At 73.0% G+C, this 24,743-nt stretch carries 21 protein-coding genes and 1 tRNA gene; 8 read left to right on the top strand and 14 right to left on the bottom strand.

All coding sequences use genetic code 11. The features are described 5' to 3' along the window. Positions 1-14 precede the first annotated feature (14 nt). The 7 genes from AC2H4J_RS08700 to AC2H4J_RS08670 are packed head-to-tail and all read right to left on the bottom strand — an operon-like array spanning position 15 to position 9,160. Complete coding sequence (locus tag AC2H4J_RS08700; RefSeq protein ID WP_487464469.1) at positions 15-857, bottom strand: HAD-IIA family hydrolase; 843 nt, start codon at positions 855-857, stop codon at positions 15-17. Beyond that, complete coding sequence (locus AC2H4J_RS08695; RefSeq protein ID WP_487464468.1) at positions 850-2,325, bottom strand: biotin carboxyl carrier protein; 1,476 nt, start codon at positions 2,323-2,325, stop codon at positions 850-852. Before AC2H4J_RS08695 ends, AC2H4J_RS08700 begins: the two co-directional genes overlap by 8 nt. After that, the gene (locus AC2H4J_RS08690; RefSeq protein WP_487464467.1) at positions 2,325-3,704 is read right to left on the bottom strand and encodes an acetyl-CoA carboxylase biotin carboxylase subunit; all 1,380 of its coding nucleotides are present in this window, start codon (positions 3,702-3,704) and stop codon (positions 2,325-2,327) included. The genes AC2H4J_RS08695 and AC2H4J_RS08690 overlap by 1 nt, the downstream gene beginning before the upstream one ends. Next, positions 3,701-4,186, bottom strand: coding sequence for a biotin/lipoyl-containing protein (locus AC2H4J_RS08685; protein WP_487464466.1), 486 nt, complete (start codon positions 4,184-4,186; stop codon positions 3,701-3,703). The genes AC2H4J_RS08690 and AC2H4J_RS08685 overlap by 4 nt, the downstream gene beginning before the upstream one ends. Before the next feature lies 1 nt (position 4,187). After that, positions 4,188-5,279, bottom strand: a complete 1,092-nt coding sequence (locus AC2H4J_RS08680; RefSeq protein ID WP_487464465.1) for a PEP/pyruvate-binding domain-containing protein — start codon at positions 5,277-5,279, stop codon at positions 4,188-4,190. Between the two features lie 18 nt (positions 5,280-5,297). Then, positions 5,298-7,106 (bottom strand): PEP-utilizing enzyme, encoded by a 1,809-nt coding sequence (locus tag AC2H4J_RS08675; protein WP_487464464.1) that lies wholly within the window; start codon positions 7,104-7,106, stop codon positions 5,298-5,300. A gap of 26 nt (positions 7,107-7,132) precedes the next feature. Next, on the bottom strand, positions 7,133-9,160 hold the full coding sequence (locus tag AC2H4J_RS08670) for an acetoacetate--CoA ligase (protein ID WP_487464463.1): 2,028 nt from the start codon (positions 9,158-9,160) through the stop codon (positions 7,133-7,135). An 89-nt stretch (positions 9,161-9,249) separates the two neighbouring features. On the opposite strand from AC2H4J_RS08670, the gene AC2H4J_RS08665 reads away from it, so the two are divergent. The 5 genes from AC2H4J_RS08665 (at position 9,250) to AC2H4J_RS08645 (ending at position 13,807) form a co-directional block, all read left to right on the top strand. After that, on the top strand, positions 9,250-10,065 hold the full coding sequence (locus AC2H4J_RS08665; RefSeq protein WP_487464462.1) for an IclR family transcriptional regulator domain-containing protein: 816 nt from the start codon (positions 9,250-9,252) through the stop codon (positions 10,063-10,065). Between the two features lie 45 nt (positions 10,066-10,110). Then, a complete protein-coding gene (locus AC2H4J_RS08660; protein ID WP_487464461.1) occupies positions 10,111-10,758 on the top strand; it encodes an HAD family hydrolase in 648 nt (215 codons plus the stop codon). A gap of 13 nt (positions 10,759-10,771) precedes the next feature. Next, the gene (locus AC2H4J_RS08655; RefSeq protein ID WP_487464460.1) at positions 10,772-11,191 is read left to right on the top strand and encodes a hypothetical protein; all 420 of its coding nucleotides are present in this window, start codon (positions 10,772-10,774) and stop codon (positions 11,189-11,191) included. Between the two features lie 38 nt (positions 11,192-11,229). Beyond that, positions 11,230-12,243 carry an NADPH:quinone reductase gene (locus tag AC2H4J_RS08650; RefSeq protein ID WP_487464459.1) on the top strand — a complete coding sequence of 338 codons (1,014 nt, stop codon included), beginning with the start codon at positions 11,230-11,232 and terminating at the stop codon, positions 12,241-12,243. Between the two features lie 130 nt (positions 12,244-12,373). Beyond that, the gene (locus tag AC2H4J_RS08645) at positions 12,374-13,807 is read left to right on the top strand and encodes an adenylate/guanylate cyclase domain-containing protein (RefSeq protein ID WP_487464458.1); all 1,434 of its coding nucleotides are present in this window, start codon (positions 12,374-12,376) and stop codon (positions 13,805-13,807) included. A 5-nt stretch (positions 13,808-13,812) separates the two neighbouring features. On the opposite strand, the gene AC2H4J_RS08640 is transcribed toward AC2H4J_RS08645, so the two are convergent. From AC2H4J_RS08640 to AC2H4J_RS08625, 4 genes are all read right to left on the bottom strand, one after another. Continuing rightward, positions 13,813-14,523, bottom strand: coding sequence for a phosphatase PAP2 family protein (locus AC2H4J_RS08640; RefSeq protein ID WP_487464457.1), 711 nt, complete (start codon positions 14,521-14,523; stop codon positions 13,813-13,815). Between the two features lie 70 nt (positions 14,524-14,593). Beyond that, positions 14,594-15,748, bottom strand: coding sequence for an acyl-CoA dehydrogenase family protein (locus AC2H4J_RS08635; protein ID WP_487464456.1), 1,155 nt, complete (start codon positions 15,746-15,748; stop codon positions 14,594-14,596). Further along, positions 15,749-17,752, bottom strand: a complete 2,004-nt coding sequence (locus tag AC2H4J_RS08630) for an acetyl/propionyl/methylcrotonyl-CoA carboxylase subunit alpha (RefSeq protein WP_487464455.1) — start codon at positions 17,750-17,752, stop codon at positions 15,749-15,751. A gap of 10 nt (positions 17,753-17,762) precedes the next feature. Then, a complete protein-coding gene (locus tag AC2H4J_RS08625) occupies positions 17,763-19,376 on the bottom strand; it encodes a carboxyl transferase domain-containing protein (RefSeq protein ID WP_487464454.1) in 1,614 nt (537 codons plus the stop codon). Between the two features lie 99 nt (positions 19,377-19,475). Here AC2H4J_RS08625 and AC2H4J_RS08620 point away from each other — a divergent pair, with 99 nt between their 5' ends. Beyond that, on the top strand, positions 19,476-20,063 hold the full coding sequence (locus AC2H4J_RS08620) for an SACE_7040 family transcriptional regulator (protein ID WP_487464889.1): 588 nt from the start codon (positions 19,476-19,478) through the stop codon (positions 20,061-20,063). A 4-nt stretch (positions 20,064-20,067) separates the two neighbouring features. Here AC2H4J_RS08620 and AC2H4J_RS08615 read toward each other — a convergent pair whose 3' ends face one another. Beyond that, positions 20,068-21,840 carry a hypothetical protein gene (locus tag AC2H4J_RS08615; RefSeq protein ID WP_487464453.1) on the bottom strand — a complete coding sequence of 591 codons (1,773 nt, stop codon included), beginning with the start codon at positions 21,838-21,840 and terminating at the stop codon, positions 20,068-20,070. Between the two features lie 165 nt (positions 21,841-22,005). Next, complete coding sequence (locus AC2H4J_RS08610; RefSeq protein ID WP_487464452.1) at positions 22,006-23,169, bottom strand: hypothetical protein; 1,164 nt, start codon at positions 23,167-23,169, stop codon at positions 22,006-22,008. Positions 23,170-23,314: 145 nt separating this feature from the next. Here AC2H4J_RS08610 and orn point away from each other — a divergent pair, with 145 nt between their 5' ends. Both orn and AC2H4J_RS08600 read left to right on the top strand, forming a co-directional pair. Beyond that, a complete protein-coding gene (gene orn / locus AC2H4J_RS08605; RefSeq protein WP_487464451.1) occupies positions 23,315-23,983 on the top strand; it encodes an oligoribonuclease in 669 nt (222 codons plus the stop codon). 160 nt (positions 23,984-24,143) lie between these two features. Beyond that, positions 24,144-24,219: transfer RNA gene (locus AC2H4J_RS08600), tRNA-His, on the top strand. Here AC2H4J_RS08600 and AC2H4J_RS08595 read toward each other — a convergent pair. Beyond that, positions 24,208-24,732, bottom strand: coding sequence for a hypothetical protein (locus tag AC2H4J_RS08595; RefSeq protein ID WP_487464450.1), 525 nt, complete (start codon positions 24,730-24,732; stop codon positions 24,208-24,210). The two genes, AC2H4J_RS08600 and AC2H4J_RS08595, sit on opposite strands and share 12 nt — an antisense overlap. Positions 24,733-24,743: the final 11 nt, after the last annotated feature.

Here is a 24,743-nt window from a genome sequence, read left to right as displayed (position 1 = left end):
AAGGGGCGCGGGCCTCAGGAGCGCAGGAGTGCGGCCAGGGCGCCGACATCCGGCAGATCCAGGTGCGGGCGCAGCTCCGGCTCGAGGTCGGTGAAGGACTCCGCGTGCCCGAGGCCAGTGTGCACCGCGACCGCGAACGCCCCCCCGCGGTGCGCCATCGGCACCTCCAGCTCCGGGTCGTCGCCGACGACGGCGAGCTCCCGGGTCGCAAGGCCCAGGCGCCGCGCGGCGGTCGCCAGGGCGGCCAGTGACGGCTTGCCGACGACGGTCACCGCGCAGCCGGTGATGTCCTTGACGACCGCGCTGATGGCCCGCGACGTCCCGAGCGACCTCCCCTCCGCCGTCGCGAAGAACAGCGACTCCGACGCCGAGTAGAAGTCCGCCCCGTCGAACACGGCGAAGACGGCCGCCTCCAGGGCATCGAAGGTCAGCTCCTGGCGGAACCAGCCGACCATCACCGCATCGACCGCCGCACCCCGCAGTGGGGGCACCGCCTCGATCCCGGCGGCCTCCAGCGGCTCGGTGATCCCCTTTCCACCCAGCACCATCACCCGCCCGTAGCCACGCTCGACGAACAGCTCGACCGCCGCGGACGTCGGCGTGAGCATCCGATCGGCGGTCACGGGGAAGCCGACCTGTCGCAGCGTGTCGGCGTACTGCTCCGGCGTCCGCGTCGTGCCGTTGGTCAGGATGCAGAACGGCAGGTCCAGGTCGACCAGCGTGCGGGTGAACTCCAGCGCGCCCGGCAGCGGGTTGAGCCCGCGGTTGTTGCGGTCGCCCAGTACGAGGGTGCCGTCCATGTCCAGGACGAACCCGCGCACCTCGCGCAGGCGGTCGAGGGCGGTGGGATCAGGCACCGACCCGCCCCTCGGAGCGGCGGACCGACAGTCGCATCCCCGGCTTGGCGATCGCGAGGTCGTGGACGGAATCTCGGGAGCCGAGCTCGGAGAGCAGGGAGAGGACCGGCGCGAGCTCGGGGTTGAAGTGCCGGGGCGCAGGGCCCGCCGACACCATCGCGTCGACCTGCTCGGCCGGCATGTGCGCCCGGAGCAGCAGCTCCTCGTCGCTCACGCCCGGGAACGTCCGCCGCAGCTCGGCGGGGGACGGCGGCGGCGGCTCGGCCCGCAGCTCACGCGCCCGCGGGCGGTCGAGGATCCGGTCGAGCACGTCCGGCGCGATGGGCGCCGTGGGGCGACCGAAGCCGCCCATGGCGTACCGGATCACCTGGTCGGGCACGTTGGACCAGCGCTCGCCGATCACGTTGAAGAGCGCCTGGGAGACCACCATCTGCGGGAACGGCGTCACCATGATCGGGTATCCGAGCTCGGCACGGACCTTCTCCACCTCCTCGACGAGCGCCTCGAACCGGTGCTCCATGCCGATCTCGCGCAGCTGGCGCCGCGTCGTCGTCATCACGCCACCGGCGATCTGGTGGTGCAGGAACGCGGCGTCGAAGTCCTGGGGCCGTCCGACCGGCAGCTCCTCGGCGACGGCCAGCCGGTCGAAGAAGTCGCACACCAGGCCCAGCGCCCGGTCGTCGACGTCCACCCGGTGGCCCATCTCGCGCAGGTTGGCGACCGTCCGCCGCGCCTCGGGCAGCGACGAGCCGTTGCCGAGCGCGCCGCAGCCGACCTGCACGACGTCGACGCCCAGGTCCGGGGCGATCGAGTAGGTGAGCGGGGACAGCCCGATGGTCGCGTGCGAGTGCAGCTCGAGCGGGGTCGTCCCGAGCGCGGCCCGCAGCGCCGGCAGGAGACTGCGGGCCCGCTCGGCGGTGAGGATGCCGGCCGGGTCCTTGACGTAGACGCGGTCGAAGTTCGGGTCCGCCGCGAACTGCGCGGCGAGGTCGACGTAGAACGCGTCGTCGTGCACCGCGCTGATCGTGTACACCAGGGCGCCGATGACCTCGTCGATGCCGGCCTTCTTCAGCCGCCTGGCGGTCTCCCGGGCGGCGTCCATGTCGTGCATCGGGTCCAGGACGACGACCCGGTCCATGCCGTTGACCGCCAGTCTGTCGTAGACCAGCTGCATGGTGTCCGGGTGCGAGTTCTGCCAGGAGATGAAGCGGAACCCGGTGCCGATGAACTGCAGCTTCGTCGTCGGCATCGCGGCACGGGTGAGCCGGAGCTGCTCCCACGGATCCTCCCGGTGGACGCGCACGGCGACACCCATGGCGGTGCTCGACGAGTAGTCCAGCGCCCGGAAGCCCACCCGCTCCAGCAGCGGCGCCACCTGGAGCACGTGCCCCATCCGGAGGCCGGTGGCCCCCCACAGGCTCTGATTGCCGTCCCGCAGCGAGACATCGACGAGTCCGACGTCGGCCATCAGCGTGCCCCCACGAGGTCCGGTCGGTGCGCGCCCAGGAAGCGCTCGAAGAAGGTGGTGTCCACTCCCCCGGCAGAGAACTCCGGGTCGGCCAGGAGCGCCTGGTGCACCGGCACGGTGGTGGTGACCCCCTCGATCCGCAGCAGGTCCAGCGCCACCCGGGCACGGGCCAGGGCGTCCTCGCGGTCCGTGCCGTGCACGATCAGCTTGGCGAGCAGGGAGTCGTAGTACGGGGGGACGACGGAGCCGCCCTGCACGTGGGTGTCCACCCGCAGGCCGTCGCCGACGGGCAGCACGACGCGGTCGACCCGGCCGGGCGACGGCCGGAAGTCGGCCGTCCAGTCCTCGGCGTTGATCCGGCACTCCACGGCGTGGCCGGTGAGGACGACGTCCTCCTGCCGGATGCGCAGGGGCAGGCCCTCGGCGACCGCGAGCTGCTCGGCGACCAGGTCCAGCCCGGTGATCATCTCGGTGACCGGGTGCTCGACCTGGATGCGGGCGTTCATCTCCAGGAAGTAGAAGGTGTCCCGCTCGCGGTCGACGAGGAGTTCGACGGTGCCCAGCCCGCGGTAGCCCAGGTGGTGACAGAGCTTGAGCGCGGCGTCGGCCATCGCGGCGCGCAGCGGGTCGCTGATCATCGGCGCCGGGGCCTCCTCGAACAGCTTCTGGTAGCGCCGCTGCACGGAGCAGTCACGGTCGCCCAGGGCGACGGCGCGGGCCCCGTCGCCGAGCACCTGCACCTCGACGTGCCGCCCGGAGGCGACGAACCGCTCGATGTACACGCGGGGGTCGCCGAAGGCGGCCGCGGCCTCGGAGATCGCGAGATCGAGGGTGTGCGCCAGGTCGGCGGGGTCGGACACGCGCTTCATGCCGCGGCCGCCGCCGCCGCCGACGGCCTTGACCAGCAGCGGGAAGCCGACCTCCGCGGCGACCGCCTCTGCGCCGGCGAGGTCCGCGGCCTCGCCGCCGGGCACCACGGGTAGGCCGGCAGCGAGTGCGTGGGCCCGGGCCTTCAGCTTGTCGCCGACGGCCTCCAGGGACTCGGGGGTCGGGCCGACGAAGACGATGCCGGCGGCTGCACAGGCACGGGCCAGCGAGGGATTCTCGGACAGGAAACCGTAGCCCGGGTGCACGGCGTCGGCCCCGACCGACCGGGCGGCCCGGACGACGGCGTCCGGGTCCAGGTAGCTCGCCGACGCGGGCGCGGGTCCGAGCCGGACCACCCGGTCGGCCAGCCGGGCCGGAAGCGATTCCAGGTCGGCATCGGACGCGGCGAGCACCGACTCGATGCCCAGCTCGGAGCAGGTCCGGATCACCCGGGCGGCGATCTCCCCCCGGTTGGCGATCAGCAGCCGGCGGATCCGGGTCGGTCCGGTCATCCCGCCCCACCACCGTCGGCGGGCTTCACCAGCAGGAGCACCGCGTCGGCATCGGCGAACTCACCGTTGCCCAGCCGGAACTCCGCCACGGTGCCCCGCACGCCCGCATGCACCGGCGTCATCATCTTCATGGTCTCCACGACGCCGACGACGGTCTCCTCGGTCACCTCGTCGCCGACGTCGACGAACGGGGGTGCACCCGGCTGCGGAGCCCGGTAGAAGGTGCCCAGCAGCGGGGGGTGCACGGCGACGAAACCGTCCCCGATGTCGGCCTGCGCCGGCGCGGATCCGGCGGCCGCGGCCGGCGCGGCGGCCTGCTCGACGACGGGCGCCCGCACGACCTGCTGTTCCGCCGTCCAGCCCGCGGCACCCTCGCGGCGCACGGTGAGCGTCAGGTCGGCGAGTTCCAGGTGCAGCTCGTCGAGGCCGCTGGAGTCCAGGACGCGCAGCACGTCCCGGACGTCGTCGGGGGTCAGCTCCATCTCAGCTCCCCGACGGGCGCTTGCCGCCCAGCAGGTTGAAGACGTGGTCGAACGGGCGGGCGGCCGGCGCGGCGGCGGTCGCGCGCTCGGCGTCCTTGCCGGCCCACACCGTCTCGGGCCGGCTCTGCAGCAGGAAGACGTCGCCCCCCTCGGCGACGGCCCACTCGATGTCCTGGGGGCAGCCGTAGTGCGCCTCCACCGTGCGGGCGATCGCGACCAGCTCGGCGATCTCCGCGTCGGACACCGATGGCCGGTTCTGCAGGTCGGCCGGCACGTCGGTCTCGACCACTCCGTGTCCGGACGGGTCCGGACGGTGCCACCGGGTCTTGGTGGCCACGTTCCGCTTCACGTCACCGGTCACCTTGCTGACGACGAACGAGTCGGGGGTGACGTCGCCGCTGACCACGGCCGAGCCGAGGCCCCAGCTCGCGTCGATGGCGACCACCGACTTGTCACCGCTGAGCGGGCTGCGGGTGAACATGACCCCTGAGCTGCGCGCGCCGACCATCCGCTGGACGACGACGGCCATGCCCAGGTCGTCCTCGGGGATGCCGCGGCGCAACCGGTAGGTCACCGACTCGACGCTGTACAGGCTGGCCCAGCACCGGCGGACGTGTTCGAGCACCGAGTCCGCCCCGTGCACCCACAGGTAGGTGTCCTGCAGGCCGGCGAAACTGGCCTCGGCGCTGTCCTCGCTGGTAGCACTCGAGCGGACGGCGACCGGCAGGTCCGGTTGCCCGCACTCCTCGCAGAGTGCGGCGTACGCGGCGGTCACCGCGTCGGCCACCTCCGGCGGCAGGGGGGCGGACTCGACGACCTGGCGGACCGTCGCCGTCACGCGGGCCACGGTGGCGCCGTCCGCGTGGTCGAGCGCCGCCACGCGGGCCGGCACCGGGACCGGCGCGCCCGAGTCGTCGTCGACGGTGAGATGCCCGACGACCTGCCGGAACGCCGACGTCGTCACGGCGAAGCCGGTCGGCACCTGGATACCGGCCCGCAGCAGCTCGCCCAGGCTGGCGCCCTTGCCACCGACGGTCGGCACGTCGCCCAGCCCGACGTCGCGGAAATGGAGGACCGGAGCAGTCGAGATCATGAGGGTTCCCATCCGAGGTCAGGCGAGGACGGTGACGACGCCGCGGTCGCCGTCGACCCGGACGCGGTCGCCGGTCTTGATCCGCGTGGTGGCCAGGCCGGTGCCGACGACGGCCGGCATGCCGTACTCGCGGGCCACGATCGCCGCGTGCGACATCGTGCCGCCGATGTCGGAGACCGCCGCCGCGATCTTGCCGAACACCGGGCCCCAACTCGGCGCGGTCACCGGGCAGACGAGCACCTCGCCCTCCCGGATCTGCCCGATGTCGTTGACGTTGAGCAGCACCCGCGCGATCCCCTCGACCACACCGGGCGAGGCTGCGTAGCCGCGGACGCTCGACTCGTCGTCGTCCGCACTGCCGAGCCAGGTCTCGACGGTCTCCTGCGTGATGCCCCAGAGCATCTTGACCGCCGGATCGTTGAGGGCCTCGGGGACGGCGCCCAGCGCGGGCGGCGGCGACCAGCCCGACAAGGCATCGACGATGCGCTTGCGCTCCGCGACGATCGGCTGCCAGTGCCGGGCGCCGAGCTCGGTGCCACCGCCGGCCCAGGCCAGCATCACGTCGACGAGGGCGTCCTCGATCTCGACCGAGCGCAGGTGGAAGACGTCGTCGGCCGCCAGCAGCACACCCCGCTCCGCCAGGAGCGACCCGAAGGCGCGGATCTTCTGGAAGAAGCGGGTGGTGAACCAGTGCTCGCAGTAGAACTTGTGGCTCTCGATGTAGGGGAACACCTGCCGGCACAGGCCGAGCATCTGGTCGAACGCCGCCTTCTCCTCCTCCGAGCCCAGCAGCGCGCGGTGCTCGGCGGCGATCCGGTCGCGCTCCTCGGCCAGCCGCTCGGTGGGACGGGTCAGGTCCTCCCCGGCGCGGATCTGGTCGACGTAGCGGGGCAGTGCGGCGAACGGCACCGTGAGGTCGTCGGCCCACGACAGGTGATGGTGGTAGAAGCCGTCACCCACCGAGACGTTGAACCACGGGTCCTTCGCCACCTCGAGCGCGGCCAGCCAGCGGGCACCGGCCTCGCCGCGCTCGCCGAGCGAGGCGAGCACCTTGGCCGGCTCGGCGCCTTCCACGAACAGGTCGCCGAGGTCCAGTTCGACGGCGAGGGCGGCGAGCTTCTTCAGCTCGTCGTCCGGGCGGTACATGGTGACGTCCATGCCGGCGACCATCCGGGCCACCATCTGGTCGCCCATCTCCGGGAACGCCTGCTTGCAGAACTCGAAGAAGACGACGTAGGCGCCGTAACCCAGCTGCAGCATCTCGGTGTGGTAGTGCCACATCTTCGAGTACAGGTCGATGCACCGGTGGAAGTTCTCGCGGAGCAGGTGGTTGCTGGCGTAGCCCCGGCCGCTGGTGACCACCGACAGGTCGTCGAGGTCGCCGAGCACCGGGATCTCGACGGCCTCGATCTCGGCGATGAGCGCGTCCATCCGCTGCTGCCACTCGCCGTAGATGCGATCCCAGTTCTCGTAGTAGTAGCCGGCCCGCTCCTGGAAGTGCGGGAGCCGCTGCTCGATCACCGCCGGGTCGAGCACCGGGTTGGCCGTGATGTACACCCGCCCGTTGACGATGCGGTACTCGATCCCCATCGTCGTCGGGAAGGAGAACAGCCGGGCGAGGTTGGCCCCGATCGCGGTGTACGGGATCTCCGAGGTGATGCCGTCGAAGGCAGGGATGACCTCCGGGAAGTGCATCGAGTTGTAGAACCAGAACCGCTGGTCGTCCTCGGGCTGGAAGCGCGTGAAGTACGGGTACATCTGCTCCCACCCCTCGGCGCCGGGCACCTGGGCGATCTGGGAGGGCAGGGGGAACGAGCGCTCGGTCATGGTGCTCCTCATCGGACGGGCGGGGGTCAGAGCGAGTAGTCGGTCTGGGTGCGCGCGTACGCGGCGATGTCGGTGAACGAGGCCGGGTCGGCCATCGCGTGCGGGTCGGCGACGCCGGCGGGGTCCGCGCCGAGCAGTACCCGGCGCACCGGGATCTCCATCTTCTTGCCGCTGCGCGTGAGCGGGATGTCCCGGACGGCGATGAACGCGTCCGGCACGTGCCGGGGCGTGTACTCCTCCCGGAGCGCGCGACGCAGGCGGTCGACGGTCGCCTCGTCCAGTTCGGCGCCGGGCTGGAGGACGACGAACAGCGGCATGAAGAAGCCGCCGCCGGGCAGGTCGAGATTGACCACCAGGGACGTGCGGACGGCCGGGTCGTCCTCGACCACCCGGTAGATCTCCGCGGTGCCGATGCGCACGCCCTGCCGGTTCAGCACCGCGTCGGAGCGGCCGCGGACGAAGCAGCCACCGCGCTCGTTGACCTCGAAGAAGTCGCCGTGCCGCCACACGCCGGGAAAGGTGTCGAAGTAGCTCGCCCGGTAGCGGGCGCCGTCCTCGTCACCCCAGAAGAACACCGGCATCGAGGGCATCGGCTCGGTGATCACCAGTTCGCCCACCTGGCCGACGACGGGGTGGCCGTCGTCGGCCCACGACTCGGCGGCGACACCGAGCGAGCGGGCCTGGATCTCGCCGGCACGGACCGGCAACGTCTCGACGCCGCCGACCAGTCCGGTGCAGATGTCGGTGCCGCCGCTGCCGGTGGCCACCCAGAGATCGGCCTTCACGTTCTCGTAGAACCAGGCGGTGATCGCCGGCGAGACCGGCGAACCGGCCGGCATGATCGTCCGGATCGCGCTCACGTCGAACCGCTCCCGGGGCACCACGCCCGCCTTCTGCATCAGCTCGACGAACGTGGGACTGGCACCGAACAGCGCGGCCCGGCTGTCCTGCGCGATCCGCCAGAGGACGTCGACGTCGGGGTGGCTGGGGTTGCCGTCGTAGAGCACCGGCACGACGCGGAGGGTCAGCATGCTGACGAGGAAGTTCCACATCATCCAGCCGGTGGTGGTGAAGAAGAACGCGCGATCGCCGGGCCGCAGGCCCTGGTGGAAGCTCAGCCCCTTGAGCTCCTCGAGGAGGATGCCGCCGTGCCCGTGCACGATCGCCTTGGGCAACCCGGTGGTGCCGGAGGAGAACAGCACCCACAGCGGGTGGTCGAACGGCACCTGCTCGCAGCGGAACTCGTCGGCCGGGACGGTGGGGCCCTCGATCACCTCCGCCCAACCGGTGCCCTCGACCTCGAGACCGAGGACCGGCACGTGGACGACCTCCCGCAGGGTCGACAGCGAGGCGACCAGCTCGGCGACCTCGCCCCGCCGGTCGAACTCCTTGCCTCCGTACCGGTAGCCGTCGGCCGCGAAGAGCACCACCGGGTCCAGCTGGCCGAGCCGGTCCAGCGCGCCCCGCGACCCGAAATCGGGTGACACGCTGGCCCAGACCGCGCCGAGGCTCGCCGTGGCCACCATCGCGACCATCGCCTCCGGCACGTTGGGCAGGAACGAGACCACCCGGTCACCAGGGGCCACCCCGCGAGCACGCAGGTACGTGGCGACTGCGCGGACCTGGCGGGTGAACTCCTCCCAGGGCAGCTCGCGCAGCTCGTGCGTCTCGTCGGCGAACAGCAGTGCCGGCTCGCCCGGGCGCTCCTGGTCGAGGATGCGCTCCGCGAGGTTCAGCCGGGCGCCCGGGAACCAGCGCGCGCCGGGCATGGCGCGGCTCTCGAGGACGGCGGTGTGCGGCGCCGAGGAGCGGACGCCGAAGAAGTCCCAGATCGCCTGCCAGAAGTCCTCGAGCTCCGTGGTCGACCAGGCCCACAGTTGCGCGTAGTCGGCGAAGCTGCGGCCGCTGCGCTGCTCCGCGAAACGGGTGAACTCGGTGAGCGGAGCGTTCTCGACCCGGTCTGCCGAGGGTGTCCAGAGCAGGTCGCTCTCGCGCACCGAGGAGCCCGCTCGACCGTCCTGGGCGACGGTCGTCGGAGCGGGGCGAACCGGCATGGACAGACAGTGGCGCAGGGCACACGTGATGGGCAACACTCATCTCACTGCTTTTCACTGTGCGAAAAGCACCTGGCGGGAGGGGTGCCGTGCGGGACTACCGGGTGAAGCCGATCGAGTCCCTGGCACGCGGGCTGCAGGTCCTGCAGGTGCTGCAGGACGTCCGGGCGGCGAGTCTGCACGACCTGCACCTGGCCACCGGCATCCCCAAGCCCACCCTCACCCGCATCCTCCACACCGCCCACCAGCACGGACTGGTCTGGCAGCGCATGGTCGACGGCGCCTTCGTGCCCAGTCACACCCAGGGGCGGGTCGTGCCCGACGAGGACGGGTGGCTGGTCGAGATCGCCTCGCCCGTGCTCGCCGACCTCGCCCACCGGCTGCAGTGGCCCTCGGTCCTCGCCGTCCCGCGCCTGGACTACATGGAGACGCTGGAGACCAACAGTTCCCGCACCTACTTCGACGCCATGCCCCCGCGTCCGCGTGGGTACCGGGTCAACATGCTGGGGTCGGCGTCCGGGCGCGCGTACCTCGCCTTCTGCAGCCGGCAGGAGTTCGATGCGGTGATCGCCCGGCTGCGGCACAAGGAGGTGCCCGCGCGTGGCCTGGCGGCCGACGACGATGCCCTGCGGCGCCTGGTGGAGAGCACCCGCGAGCGGGGTTACGCGGTGCGCGCCCCCGATTTCGGGGGCCATTACACCCGGCCGCGCTCCGAGGTGGACGACGGTCGCGAGTCCATCGCGATGGCGGTGCGCCCCGGGGACCGGGTGGTCGCCACGATCAACCTGACCTGGCGGCGCCAGGTGATGTCCACGACCGGCATGGTCCAGCGGCACCTGGCCGACCTCCGCGCGGCGGTCGCCGCGGTGGAGGAGCGCGCCCGTGCCGATGGTTTCGGCAGCTGACCAGTGCAGGTTTCCCGCACCCCCGCCGGTCGGTAATCCACGGGCATGGCGGCGACGGTCGTGTTCGACCTGGACAAGGTCCTGCTCGGCGGCGACGCGTCGACGCTCTTCCTGCACGGCCGGCTCCGCCAGGCCCCCTACCGCGTGCTGCTCCTCCTGCTCGCGGCGCCGCTGCTGATCCCCGGCGCGCTGATCCCGCAGATCCGCCCGCTGTCCGCCCGGCTGATGACCCGCATCGCCGTCGGCGGCCGGTCCGGGTCGGATGTCGACGCGGTCGCCTCCGCCTACGCCGAGGCCCTCACCCGCAAGCCCGAGGCCGCCGTCGCCGAGGCGATCGCCTGCGTCCGGCAGCACCAGCGCCAGGGGGACGTCGTGGTCGTCGCCACCGGCTGCGAGGAGACCCTGGCCCGCGGCTTCCTCGCCGCCGTCGGCCTCGGCGACCTGGACGTGATCGGCTCGACCGGTTCCCTGTGGCCGCCGCGGGTGGCCCGGGCGATGGGTGGCTCGAAGGTGCAACTGCTGATCGACCGCGGCTATCCGCCGCCCTGGGCGGCGGCCTACAGCGACAGCGCCTCTGACCTGCCGCTGTTCGCCGGCACCCCACGCCCGGTGCTCGTCAACGCCGGCGACAAGGCCGTCCGGCAGGTGGAGCGCACCCTGGGCCGCGCCCCGGAGACCCGCGGCTGGCGCTGACTAACCTCGCTCCGTGGGGCTCTTCGGGAAGTTCGCGTACAGCGCCGGCCGGTGGAGCACCGACGGGCCGACCGCCGTCCCCTTCCTGCTGCTCGACGTGCACGACGGCGACCTGGTGACCGTCGACTACCGCCGCGCCGACGCCTCCGGTGGCCGCTTCTTCCTCGGCTACGAGCCGCGCTTCTACTTCGACGAGCGCGACTCCGCCGGCCCGGTCGACACCGCCGCCGAGGCCGAGGGCTTCACCGCGTGGGTCCGCGAGGCCGCCGGCCGCGAGATCCACCCGGCCGAGGTGCGGCAGCTGATGGCCTCGCCGGAGGGTGCGCCGCCGCCGGCCGACGTCCCGGTCGAGGAGACCGTGGCCCGGTTGCTCGGGCTCGCCGGCCTGCCCGTCCCCGACTGGCCCGCCGACCACGACGCCCCCGCCGGCTGAGCTGGCGGAACTCGCGTCCGGTCGGGTAGGCACGTCGTGTGCGAGCCATCTCCTACACCGAGTCCGGCGGCCCCGAGGTCCTGCGGCTGGTCGACCGCCCCGTCCCCCGGCCCGGCCCCGGCGAGGTCCTCGTCCGGGTCGCCTTCTCCGGCGTCAACCCCACCGACTGGAAGTCCCGCAGCAACACCGACCCGGGGCCCGACGGCCAGACCCCGAACCAGGACGGCTCGGGCACCGTCGAGGCCGTCGGCGAAGGCGTCGACCCGGTGCTCGTGGGTGAGCGGGTCTGGATCTGGGAGGCGGCCTACCAGCGCCCGTTCGGGACGGCGGCCGAGTACACCGTCGTCCCTGCCCGGCAGACCGTCCTGCTGGGGCCCGAGGCGTCCTTCGAGCTGGGCGCAGCGCTCGCCATCCCGTTCCTCACCGCGCACCGCTGCCTGACCGTCGCCGAATCCCTGCCCGATCGGATCGGCCCGGGCTCGCTCACCGGGCACACCGTGCTGGTCCAGGGCGGCGCAGGGGCGGTCGGCAACGCAGCCATCCAGCTGGCGCGATGGGCCGAGGCCACCGTGATCACCACGGTCAGCAGCCCCGCCAAGGCGCAACTCGCGGCGGCGGCCGGCGCCGACCACGTCATCGACTACCGGCAGGAGGACGTCGTGGCCGAGGCGCGGAAGATCGCCCCGGATGGCGTGCACGCGATCGTCGAGGTCAACCCCGTCGTCAACGCAGCGGCCGACGCGCAGCTCGTCGCGCTGCACGGCGCGGTCGCCATGTACGCCGGCACCGCCGGGGACGACCTGACCGTCCCGGTGCGCTCCCAGATGACCGCGAACGCCCGGTGGCAGTTCGTCCTGGTCTACACCGAGCCGGCGCGCGCGAAGGCGCTCGCCGTGGAGGACGTGAACGCCGCCGTCCTCGACGGGGCGATCCGGGTCGGCCGCGAGCACGGCCTGCCGCTGCATGTGTTCCCGCTCGCCGACACCGCCGAGGCGCACCGGGCCGTGCAGGAGGGTGCCGTCGGCAAGGTGCTCATCGACGTCACCGCCTGAGCACGCCCCCGCGCGTTCCGGAGTGGTGAGGTTTTCGGTCACCGAACCCCTGTCGGACCGCGCCCAGGCGCTGGATCATGTCCCGGGGGCAGCAGCCCCGGCCCGCGACCGCGGGAGGTGACCAGCTCCGTTGGGACGACACAGCGCTGCGTTGCAGGGCCGCCGCGTCGGCGACCGAAGGCTCCGGCCGCTGGCGGCGGGCGCCCTCGCGGTAGCGCTCTGCCTGCCCTTGGCCGGCCTGCTCTCCCTCCTGCAGATCGACTACCGGCAGTGGCACTACACGAACCCTTCCCTGCACTTCGTCCTCTTCCTCACGGTCGGTGCAACGGCGGCCAGCCTGTCGCTGGTCACGGGTGAGGCCGCGCGCCGCCGCGGTGATGCGCGGGTCCTCCTGCTGTCGCTGGGCTTCCTCTCCACGAGCGGCTTCATGGCGCTGCACGCGCTCGGCACAGGCGGGGTGCTGCTGCATGAGGCGCTGCCCGGCTTCACCATCGCGATCTCGGCGGGTCTCCTGCTGGCCGCGGTGTTCGCGCTGCTGGCCGCGCTCGTGGACGCCGGCCCGCGGATGGGCCCCCTGGTCATCCGCATGCGGCGTTGGCTGTACGGCACGGTTTTCGCCGCGCTGGCCGGCTGGGCGGTCTGGACGTACTTCGACTGGCCGCCGCTGAACACGGCGCTCAGCGAGGGCGGGGCAGGGATGGCGCTGAAAGTGGCCGCCGGACTGGGCGCGCTCACGTACGCCGCCTCGGCCGCGCGCCTGTGGTGGGTGCATCGCCGCCGCCCCAGCCTGCTGGTGATCAGCGTCGGCGCCTGCTTCGTGCTGCTCGCCGAGGCGCTCGTCGGTGTCGCGTTCGCCGGCGAGATGAAGTGGCACTCCGCGTGGTGGGAATGGCACGCGCTGATCGTGACGGCCTACCTGATCGTGTTCGCGGCGGCCCACCGCGAATGGCGTGACGAGCGGTTCCGCGAGCTCTACCTCCCGACCACGCGGGAGCACCGGGAAGAGGTGTCGGTGCTCATCGGGGACCTCGCGGGCTACACGAGCTTCGCCGAGGCGAACGACCCCGCGGAGGTGGCCGCGATGCTGCGGGCCTACTACGAGGTCGCGGCGCCACTGATCAGCCGCCGGTTCGGTGGCGAGGTGGAGAAGTTCATGGGTGACGGCATTTTCGCCACCTTCAACCGGCGCGGCGACCAGCCCGACCACGCCGTTCGGGCGGTGCGGGCCGCCGCAGCCCTGCAGACGGAGGTCGAGGCCATCCGAGGGTCCAGCCCGGAGTGGCCGGGGCTGCGGATCGGCATCAACAGCGGACCGGTCGTCGTCACCGAGATGGGAGGGGCGGGCTACGTCGCCTACCCGGCGGTCGGCGACCCGGTCAACGTCGCGGCTCGCCTGCAGGCGGCCGCACCCGTCGGGGGCGTGCTCATCGGCTGCGAGACGCGCCGCCGGCTGCCGCCGGAGACGCCGGTGCAACCGGTGCCCGGGCTGCGGGTCAAGGGGAAGGATGCGCCCGTCGACGCCTACCTGCTGACCTCAGCCGACACCCAGCCGGCTGCCCACTGACGGCATCAGGTCCGCCGTGCCCGGTCGCGAGTGGCCGGGGGCAGCAGGACCGCGCGCAGCAGGAACAGCCAGAGCAGGGTGAAGACGACGGACGCCGCGACGTCGGTCGGCCAGTGCATGCCGCGGTAGAGCCGGCTGGCGAGCACGAAACCCGGCAGCGCCACGGCCAGGACCCAGCTCAGCAACCGCAGCGGGTGGCCCGGATGCGTCCGGGCCAGACCGAGGGCGAGCCCGCACCAGAGCGCGACGGACGCGGCCGTGTGCCCGGACGGGAAGCTCGAGGTGGGCGGCGCCCCGTCGAGGTGCGGGATCCCGGGCCGGAGCCGGTCGATGACCAGCGACGCGAGCACGAACAACGTCGTCTCGCCCGCGACCGCGAGGGCGAGGAACGCGGGCAGGCGCGGCCCGTGACCGCGCAGTAAGAGCAGCAGGCAGCCGACGGCGGTCATCGCCAGCACGATCTCGGTGCCCCCGAGCAGCGTGCCTGCGCGCGTCACGGAGTTCCAGAACGGCGTCCGGTGCGTGACGACGTCCTGCTCGAACGCGAGCTCGTCGGCGTGCACCCAGGTGTGCACCAGCACCCGGGTGACGAGCAGTCCGAGCCCGAGGATCACCGCCTCCACCAGGACGAAGGCGCCCAGCACCAGGCCGACGACGGCTCCGCCGGTCCTCGGCCGCGCGCCCTCGACGACTCCTGCCCCGCGTGGCTCGGTCACGACCCTGATGTCTCCGACGGTTTGTGCACTAAACGCCGCGGCGTTTAGTGCACAAACCGTCGGGTGCGGCTCAGCCGACGCCGAGATCGCGGGCGATGAGCATCCGCTGCACCTCGCTGGTGCCCTCGCCGATCTCGAGGATCTTCGCGTCGCGGTAGAAGCGCCCGACGGGGAACTCGTTCATGAACCCGTAGCCGCCGTGCACCTGGGTGGCGTAGCGGGCGTTGTCCATGGCCACCTCGGAGCTGTACAGCTTGGCGATCGAGGCCTCCCGCTTGAACGGCTCGCCGCGCAGCATCTTCTCCGCCGCCCGGTAGTAGGCCAGCCGCGCGGTGGAGGCGCGCACCTCCATGTCGGCGATCATGAACTGGATCGCCTGGTTGCGGCCGATCGGCTGCCCGAACGCCTCCCGCTCGGCGGCGTACTTGACCGACTCGTCGACGCAGCCCTGCGCCAGCCCGACCGACAGCGCCGAGATCGCGATCCGCCCCTCGTCGAGGATGGAGAGGAACTGCGCGTAGCCGCGGCCCCGCTCCCCCACGAGGTTCTCCTCGGGCACCCGGACGTCGTCGAAGGCGAGCTCGCGGGTGTCGGAGGCGTTCCAGCCGACCTTCGAGTAGCGCTGTCCGACGGTGAATCCTGCGGTGCCCGACGGCACGAGGATCGCCGAGATCTCCTTGCGGCCGTCCGGCTTCGTGCCGGTGACCGCGGTGACGGTGACCAGCTCGGTCAGCGGCGAGCCGCCGTTGGTGATGAACGCCTTCGACCCGTTGATCACCCAGTGGCCGTCCTCCAGCCGCGCGGTGGTCTTCGTGGCGCCGGCGTCCGAGCCCCCGCCGGGCTCCGTGAGCCCGAACGCGCCCAGCGCCTCGCCCGCGCACAACCGCGGCAGCCACTCCTGCTTCTGCGCCTCGCTGCCGAACCGGTAGATCGGCATGGCGCCCAGCGACACCCCGGCCTCGACCGTGATGGCCATCGAGGAGTCGACCCGGGCCAGCTCCTCGAGCACCACGCAGAGGTCGAAGTAGGTGCCGCCCGCGCCGCCGTACTCCTCGGGGAACGGCAGGCCGAACAGGCCGAGCTCGCCCATCTGCCGCACGATCTCGGTCGGGAACTCGTCCCGCTCGTAGAACTCCCCGATCTGCGGGGCGATGACCTCCTGGGCGAACTCCCGGACGGTCTTGCGCAGCGTCTCGGTCTCGTCGTCGAGCCGGTAGTCCAACATTCAGTTCTCCTGCTGATCGGTTGCGGACGCCGATGGGGTCACCACGGCCACCCGCTCGTCCAGCGCGACCGTCTGGCCCGCCGTCACACCGAGCTCGGTGACCGTCCCGTCGACCGGGGCGGTCAGCACGTGCTCCATCTTCATCGCCTCGACGACGAGCAGCGGGGTCCCCGCAGTCACCTCGTCGCCGACCGCCGCCTGCACCACGGTCACCGTTCCCGGCATCGGTGCGGTGACCGCGCCGTCGGCCGCCGACCCCTCGGCGCCGGAGGCGAGCCGCTCGTGCTCGCGGAGCGCCGCCACCCGTCCCTCGGTCGCCAGCCAGAGCGTGACACCGTCGTGCACGACCGTGTAGGACAGCGTCAGCCCGTCCAGCGTCACGGTCAGCCGGCCGCCCTCCCGGACGGCCCGCCCGGACACCGGTTCGCCGTCCGCGACCTGCACCTCCGCCGCGTCCGACCGACCCCGCAAGCGCACCTCGACCGGCTCGCCGCCGGCCGCCTGCAGCCGCCGCGCGGTCCACGCGGGCTCGCCGAGCCGCCACCCGTCGGGCACGTCCCAGCGGTCGACCACGGGCCCGACAGGCTCGGCCTCGAGCAGCTCGTACAGCGCCGCCGCGGCGTACACGTGCGGCGGTGGGGGCTCGGGCGCGGTCAGCTGCTCGCCACGGCGCTCGATCAGGCCGGTGTCGAGCTTTCCGGCGACGACGTCGGCGTCCTCGAGCAGCGAGCGCAGGAAACCGGCGTTGGTCGTCACGCCGAGGACGGCGGTCCGGCCCAACGCTCCGACCAGCCGGGCGCGGGCCGTCTCGCGGGTCGGCGCCCAGGCGATGATCTTGGCGAGCATCGGGTCGTAGTCGGTGCCGACGACGCTGCCCACGGCGAGCGAGCTGTCGACCCGGACGCCGGGCCCGCTGGGCTCGACCAGCCCGAGCACGGTGCCGGCCTGCGGGAGGAACCCGCGCGCGGGGTCCTCCGCGTAGAGCCGGGCCTCGATGGCGTGCCCGTCGAGTGAGATGTCGCTCTGGTCGACCGGCAGCCGCTCGCCCGCGGCGACCCGGATCTGCTGCTCGACCAGGTCCAGCCCGGTGATCATCTCGGTGACCGGGTGCTCGACCTGCAGGCGCGTGTTCATCTCCAGGAAGAAGAAGTCGCGCGGCCGGTCGGCGTCGACGATGAACTCCACCGTGCCGGCGCCGGTGTAGCCGACCGCCTTCGCGGCCTCGACCGCCGCGCGGCCCATCGACGCGCGCGAGGCGGTGTCGAGCAGCGGTGACGGCGCCTCCTCGATGACCTTCTGGTGCCGGCGCTGCAGGCTGCACTCGCGCTCGCCGAGGTGGATGACGTTGCCGTGCGCGTCGCCGAGCACCTGCACCTCGATGTGCCGCGAGTTGCCGACGTACCGCTCGACCAGCAGCGTGTCGTCGCCGAAGGAGCCCTGGGCCTCCCGGCGGGCGCCGGCGATGGCGTCGGGCAGCTCGTCCTTCGAGCGGACCACGCGCATGCCCTTGCCGCCGCCGCCCGCGCTCGGCTTCAGGAGCACCGGGAAGCCGACGGCGACCGCGGCGTCGGTGACCTGGCCGTCGTCCATGCCGGGCTCGGTGCGCCCGGGGACGACCGGTACGCCGGCGGCGCTGACGGTCTGCTTGGCGCGGATCTTGTCGGCCATCGCCTCGATCGCGGCGACCGGCGGGCCGATGAAGACCACGCCCGCCTCCTCGCAGGCTCGGGCGAAGTCGACGTTCTCCGACAGGAACCCGTAGCCGGGGTGGATGGCCTGGGCACCGGTGCGGGCGGCCGCCTCGAGCACGCGCTCGATCGACAGGTAGCTCTGGGCCGCCGGCGCCGGCCCGATGGGGACGGCGACGTCGGCGAGCCGGGTGTGCAGGGCGCCGGCGTCCGCGTCGCTGTGCACGGCGACGGACCGGATGCCCATCTCGCGCAGGGTCCGGATCACGCGGACGGCGATCTCGCCCCGGTTGGCCACGAGCACGGTCTCGAACATGTCGTGGCCTCTACATCCGGAAGACGCCGTAGCCGACGTCTTCCAAGGGAGCGTTGGCGCAGGCGGAGAGCGCCAGGCCGAGGACGGTGCGGGTCTGCGCGGGGTCGATCACGCCGTCGTCCCAGAGCCGGGCGGTGGCGTAGTAGGGGTGGCCCTGCGATTCGTACTGGTCGCGGATCGGCTTCTTGAACGCTTCCTCGTCCTCGGCCGACCACTCCTCGCCGCGGGCCTCGACGCCGTCCCGGCGGACGGTCGCCAGCACGCTGGCGGCCTGCTCCCCGCCCATCACCGAGATCCGTGCGTTGGGCCAGGTGAACAGGAAGCGGGGCGAGTACGCCCGGCCGCACATCGAGTAGTTGCCCGCCCCGAACGAGCCGCCGATGACCACGGTCAGCTTGGGTACCCGGGCGCAGGCCACCGCGGTCACCATCTTGGCGCCGTGCTTGGCGATGCCGCCGGCCTCGTAGTCGCGACCGACCATGAAGCCGGTGATGTTCTGCAGGAACAGCAGCGGGATCTTGCGGCGGTCGCACAGCTCGATGAAGTGCGCGCCCTTGAGCGCCGACTCCGCGAACAGCACGCCGTTGTTGGCGATGATCCCGACCGGGTGGCCGTGCAGCCGGGCGAACCCGGTGACCAGGGTGGCCCCGTAGAGCGGCTTGAACTCGGCGAAGCGGCTGCCGTCGACCAGCCGGGCGATGACCTCGCGGACGTCGTAGGGCGTGCGCGGGTCCGGCGGCACGACCTCGTAGACCGACTCCGCCGGGTACAGCGGCTCTTCCGTGGGCTCGACGTCCCAGGGCCGGGCCCCCCGCGGGCCCAGCGTGCCGACGATCTGCCGGACCAGCTGCAGCGCGTGCGCGTCGTCGTCGGCCAGGTGGTCGGTGACCCCGCTGACCCGGGAGTGCAGGTCGCCGCCGCCGAGGTCCTCGGCGGTGACGACCTCGCCGGTCGCGGCCTTCACCAGCGGCGGGCCGCCCAGGAAGATCGTGCCCTGGTTCCGGACGATGACGGCCTCGTCGCTCATCGCCGGCACGTAGGCGCCGCCGGCGGTGCACGACCCGAGGACGGCGGCGATCTGCGCGATCCCGGCCTTCGACAGGTTGGCCTGGTTGTAGAAGATCCGGCCGAAGTGCTCGCGGTCGGGGAAGACCTCGTCCTGCATCGGCAGGAAGGCGCCGCCGGAGTCGACCAGGTAGATGCAGGGCAGCCGGTTCTGCAACGCCACCTCCTGCGCCCGCAGGTGCTTCTTCACCGTCATCGGGTAGTAGGTGCCGCCCTTCACGGTGGCGTCGTTGGCCACGACGACGCACTCCCGTCCGGACACCCGTCCGATGCCGGTGATGATCCCGGCCGCGGGGGCGTCACCGTCGTAGAGCCCGTGCGCGGCCAGCGGGGAGAGTTCGAGGAACGGGCTGCCGGGGTCGAGCAGGGCGTCGACCCGCTCGCGCGGGAGCAGCTTGCCGCGCTCGACGTGCCGCTGCCGTGCGCGTTCACCGCCGCCGAGGGCCACCCGCTGCAGCTGGGCGGCGAGGTCGGCGGCCAGTTCCGCGTGCGCGGCGGCATTGCGGGCGGCGCCGTCGGCGTCGACCGCGGCGACTCTTGGTAGCACCGGAGCGTCCACGGGCAGAGGTTAACGCCCGTTCACTCCGACGGTCCACCTCACACCACGGAGTGGTTAACGCCCGTTCACTTCGGCGCTAGCATCCTCGTCGTGACCACGATGCGGGATGCGGCGCTGCATGCCGATGCGGAGCGGCCCTCACGTCGGGAGCAGATCCTGCAGGCCGCGGCGCAGCTGTTCGCCGAGCGCGGTTCGCGGTCGGTCGGCATGGACGACGTCGGCGCCGCCGTCGGCGTCACCGGACCGGCGATCTACCGGCACTTCACCAGCAAGGACGCGATGCTCGCCGAGATGCTGGTGCGGATCAGCGAGCGGCTGCTCGCCGGTGGCCGCGAGCGGGTCGCCGAGGCCGGTACCGATCCGGCCGCCCAGCTGCGGGCCCTGATCGCCTTCCAGGTCGACTTCGCCCTCGACAACCCCGCGCTCATCACGGTGCAGGACCGCGACCTGGCAACCCTGCCGGACGCCGAGGCCGCGCAGGTCCGCCGGCTGCAGCGCCGCTACGTCGAGGAGTGGGTGACCGTGCTTGCCCGGTTGCACCCGGCCAGCGACGCCGCGACCTGCCGGGCCCGAGCGCACGCCGTCTTCGGCCTGATCAACTCGACGCCGCACAGCGCCGGCCGGCTCGACCGCACCGCGATGGCCGACCTGCTCGCCGCGATGGCCTGGGCCGCCGCCGCGGCCTGAGCTCCTACTTGGCGGGGAACGGCGGGGTCTTCAGCGCGACGGCCTGATCGGCCAGGTGGTCGAGGTCGGTCGAACTGCCGTCGGCGTTCTCGTCGACCCAGGCGGTCTCGACGATGGTCACCGTGGTTCCGGACAGCGCGCTGGCGAATTCCCTCGCACCGTGCAGCTCGGCGGGGCTGCCGGTGTAGCGCACGCCCTCCCGGAGCAGGTCGCTCACGTTCCCGGTGCCGTCGGCGCGGGTGAGCGCCTGCAGGTCACGCGCCGACGCGGCGTCACCCATCCGGACGCGGGACACGGCGACCACGACCGCCTGCCCGCCGGACTCGGTCGAGTAGAGCGCCCGGGACAACCCCGTGCAGTCGTTGTCGGCAAAGAAGCCGGCGGTGTCGCCGTACGCGTGGCCGACGCAGGTGTCCTGGTAGTCGACCGCCTGGACGGTGAAGTCCACGCCGTCCACCGTCTGCGCCGTCCCGACGGCCGGTCCGCCGACGATGGCTCCGGCGGACGTCGTGCCGGCAGCCGTCCCGGTGCTGCTGTCGTCCGGCCGGTCGCGCAGGAGCCACCACCCGCCGACGACCAGGATCACCACGGCGAGCATCCCCGCGAGCACCATCAGCAGCGCGCGACGCCCCGACCCCGGGCTGGATTCCTCGTCGCCGGCAGCGCCGGCCAGCGACTGCTCGGTCCAGTACGAGAACGGCTGGGCCGGCGCGGGCGCAGCGCTCGGCGGCTGGCCCACCGGGAAGACGGCCGTCCGCGGCGGACCGGCCGGCGCCGCCTCCGGCTCCGCGCGCGCGAACAGGCCCCCGATGCCGTTGTCGTCCGGCGGCGCGGCGGGGCCGTCGACCGCCACCGTGTCCCGCTGCGGCTGGGCCGGGGCGCCCGGCGCCCAGGACGCGGGCGCCGCGGCGTGCGCGGCGGCCGCGGATGCCGCCACGGCCTGGGCGATCGCGGCCGGGCTGGGCTGCTCGCGGACCGGCGGGGCGGGCGACGGTGGTCCCGCAGGCGCCGCAGCAGGCGGTGTCGGGGCGGGCGGTGTGGGAGCAGGTGGTGTGGGCGCGGCCGGTCCGGCCGCCGGCGGGTTGGCCGCCATCGCCGCAGGGGTCAGCAGCTCCGGACGGCGCAGCACGTACGGGGAGTACGGGAAGCCCTCGCCGTTGAGCTCCTCCACCGACGGTCCCCGCCCCTGCAGCCCGAGCGCCTCCAGCGCGGCCCGCACGTCGGCCGTCGTCCACAGCCGGGGGTTGTCGACGGCGGTGTACCGGCTCGAGCGGGCGATCCCGAGGAGCAGCGACCGCGGCTCCAGCAGCGCCACCTGGTCGCCCTCGCCGAGATCGCCGTCGGCGGGGACCAGACCGCTCACGTCACCGGACAGCACCGTGAGCCGTGCGATCCGCCCGGGTTCCAGGCCGGCCCGGCGCAGCTTCTGCGCGGTGTCCATGCCGGCCCGCATCAGGCCGTCGAGCGGGCTGGAGCCCCCGCCGGAGAGCTGCAGGACGGCGCCGGGCTCGCCCTCGGGCCCGATGGTCCACGGCCCCTCGGGCTTCGCGGTCACGACACCGGACTGCCGGACGACGTCGACGACGCGGACGACGGCGACGCCCTCGGGCACGAACAGGACGGCGTCCGAGAGCCGGCGCTCCATCGGCCCGTCGACGAGCGGGATGGACGCGACCACGGCAGCCCGCACGGAGGCACCGGTGTCCCAGCGGGTGAGCTCGTGAAAGAGCGCACGCTCCCCCGCCGTCTGCAACGGCACCGGGGTCAGGGCCAGCACGTCGTGTGTCCTCCGGCAGTTCGCGATGGTCGGGTTCTGTGGGCGTCAGGCCGCCTGGCGCCGCGGGACGCGCGCCCCCCGGGGCGGGCTCCCCGCGCCGACACCTGCCTCGACGCTACGTCATCGGAGCCGCGGGCCGGGCCGTCCGCGCCGGTGCCGTGCCGATCAGCCGGCGGCGGATTGCCGCCAACGCTGCAGCCACCCGCTCCGCTCGAGCCGGTCCACACCGGTCCAGAGCAGGGCGAGGACGACGGCCACCGGCAGCGCCGACCACCAGTTCCACGGGGGCAGCAGCCCCAGCGACTCCTGGCCGGCGGCGACGCCGTAGACGACACCGGTCACGACGGGGCCGCCGATCCACCCGGGCACCCGGCGGGTCACCGCCAGGTCGACCAGGACCGCGCCCACGAGCAGGACGAACGGCAGGACCGACGGCGGGAAGCCGAGCCCGACGAGGACCAGCCACATGACCGCGCGGTACGCCAGGTAGGCGCCGGCGATGGTGGTGGCCGTCCACCGCAAGCCGACGACCTTGCGGGCGACGACCAGCGCGAGCAGGCCGGCGCAGATCAGCCAGGCGGGGTGCACCCAGGAGGGCACCGGCAGCATGAACTGCGTCGGCGTCTGCCCCTGGGAGGCCGCGAAGTCGAGCAGCTGCGGCTCGGCCGTCGTGTGACCGCCGCGGTAGTCCCGCAGCGACAGGACGCCGTACTCCTGGTGCTGGTTGGGGAAGAGCACGTTCTCGACGAAGAAGAGCCAGAGCCCCAGTGAGACCAGGTTCCGCACCCGGCCGGGCGCCGCGTAGAGCCACCAGGCGCGGATCGCGCCGGCCAGCATGATCGCCGTCCCCAGGTAGAGCAGCCCGTGGCTGGGGCTCCAGCTCGTGATGTCCAGGCCGTTGATCCGGTGGTTGAGGATGTCGATCGGGATGGCGACCAGGAACATCCCGATGCCCCACTGCATGAGCCGCAGCGCCCGCTGGTCGACGCCGTACCCGCTGTAGCTGTGGAACACGACGAGGCCGATGACCACCGCGGTGCCGGCCGAGTTCAGCAGGTGCGGCGGGGCGAGGTCGTCGCGCAGCCAGCGGAAGTGCCAGGAGACGTCCCAGGACGAGCCGAGCATCTTGAGCAGGAAGGCGCCCAGCCAGGCCGTGTAGATCCAGCGCAGCTCGAGCTGGCTCGTGGGGCGCCCCGGCCGTCCCGGCGTCATGTACGCCGGCCACAGCCAGCGCACCGTGGCGACGGGGTGGGCGATCGCGCGGCCCAGGGAACCCGGCGCCGGCGGGACCGCCGTCCGGGGGCGGACGGGTGCTGCAGGAGAGGGCACGGGAACTTCCTCGGCTCGGTGATCTGCCGCGACCCTAGCCGCGGAGGGCCGCGTTTCCGCCCTCCTACAGGGCCGTGTGACAGGGGATGCGCCAGTGACGGCCGGGCGGGGCAGCGCCCGCGGACGGTGCGTACTGTCGGGCGACGTGGCAGAGAGCGCAGGGCACCTGGTCTGGATCGACTGCGAGATGACGGGTCTGGACCTCGTCAAGGACAAGCTGATCGAGGTGGCGGTGCTCGTCACCGACTCGGAGCTGAACGTCCTGGACCCGGGGCTCGACCTGATCATCGGTGCCGACGACGCCGACCTCGACGACATGAACGACGTCGTGCGCGAGATGCACGCCAAGTCCGGGCTCACCGACCAGGTGCGGGCGTCGACCCTGACCGTTGCCGAGGCCGAGCAACAGCTGCTCGCCTACATCAAGCGCTGGGTGCCCGACCGCCGGACGGCGCCGCTGTGCGGCAACTCGATCGGGACCGACCGCGGGTTCATCACCCGGGACATGCCCGAGCTCGACGACCACCTGCACTACCGGATGGTCGACGTCTCGTCGGTGAAGGAGCTGGCCCGCCGCTGGTTCCCGCGGGTGTACTTCGCCCAGCCGGCGAAGGGTCTGGCCCACCGGGCGCTGGCCGACATCATCGAGAGCGTGCGCGAGCTCGCCTACTACCGCCGCACGCTGTTCGTGCCCGCCCCGGGGCCCAACAGCGACGCGGCGAAGGGCGCGGCCGACGAGGTCGTCGAATCGTTCGCGGCCCTGCTGGCAGCCGGCGACGCGAACCCCCCCGAGGACGCCGCCGGCACGGCCTGACGGCCGCAGCGATGCCCCTCTGACGGCCACTCCCGCGGCCGTTGCGGCCGGATGAGGGTCAACGCTCCTGCGCGGCGCTCGCCCGGCCGTCGCCGGACGCCCAGCCACCTCCGGTATCGTTACGCCGTTCCCACCGGCGCTCGCGTCCGGCCGGGGCATGGTGGGTGTAGCTCAGTTGGTAGAGCACCAGGTTGTGATCCTGGGTGTCGCGGGTTCGAGCCCCGTCACTCACCCCAGCGGTGGAGGCCCTGGTCAGGCGACTGACCAGGGCCTTCGTCCTTTCCGGCACCCGACTCCCGGCCGTGCGGACCCAGGGGCAGCGGCTGTGCGGTCAGCGCGAGCGCCACGGCGAGGAGCGTGCTCACGGGTCCCCACAGCAGCAGGCCGGCCGGGGAGAGCCAGCCCGCCGCGGCCGACCCGGCCAGCAGCGCGACCGGGCCGGCGACGATCGTGGCCACGGTGGCAGTTCCCCAGCCGCGCCGTCGCAGCCAGCCCGCGACGGCCGGCGCCCAACCGGCCATCGCAGCGACGGCCACCGGCCAGCCGGGGCCTTCGTCCAGCGGTCGTCCGACGAGTTGCACCGCCACCAGGAGAGCGACCAGGAGCGCGACCGGTGGCAGCAGCGTGCCCGTGTAGCGGAGGAGGAACACGCGTCGCGTCGCGGACCCCCCGGCGGCCAGGCGTCGATCCGGTCGTGGGGCCGTCGACGACGGTGCGGCGCTGTCCGGCGGGAGCGTGGCGGTGCTCATCGGGTCTCCTC

The sequence above is a fragment of the Blastococcus sp. OS1-29 genome (assembly GCF_057628075.1).
This window is presented reverse-complemented; position numbering and strand designations above follow the sequence as displayed.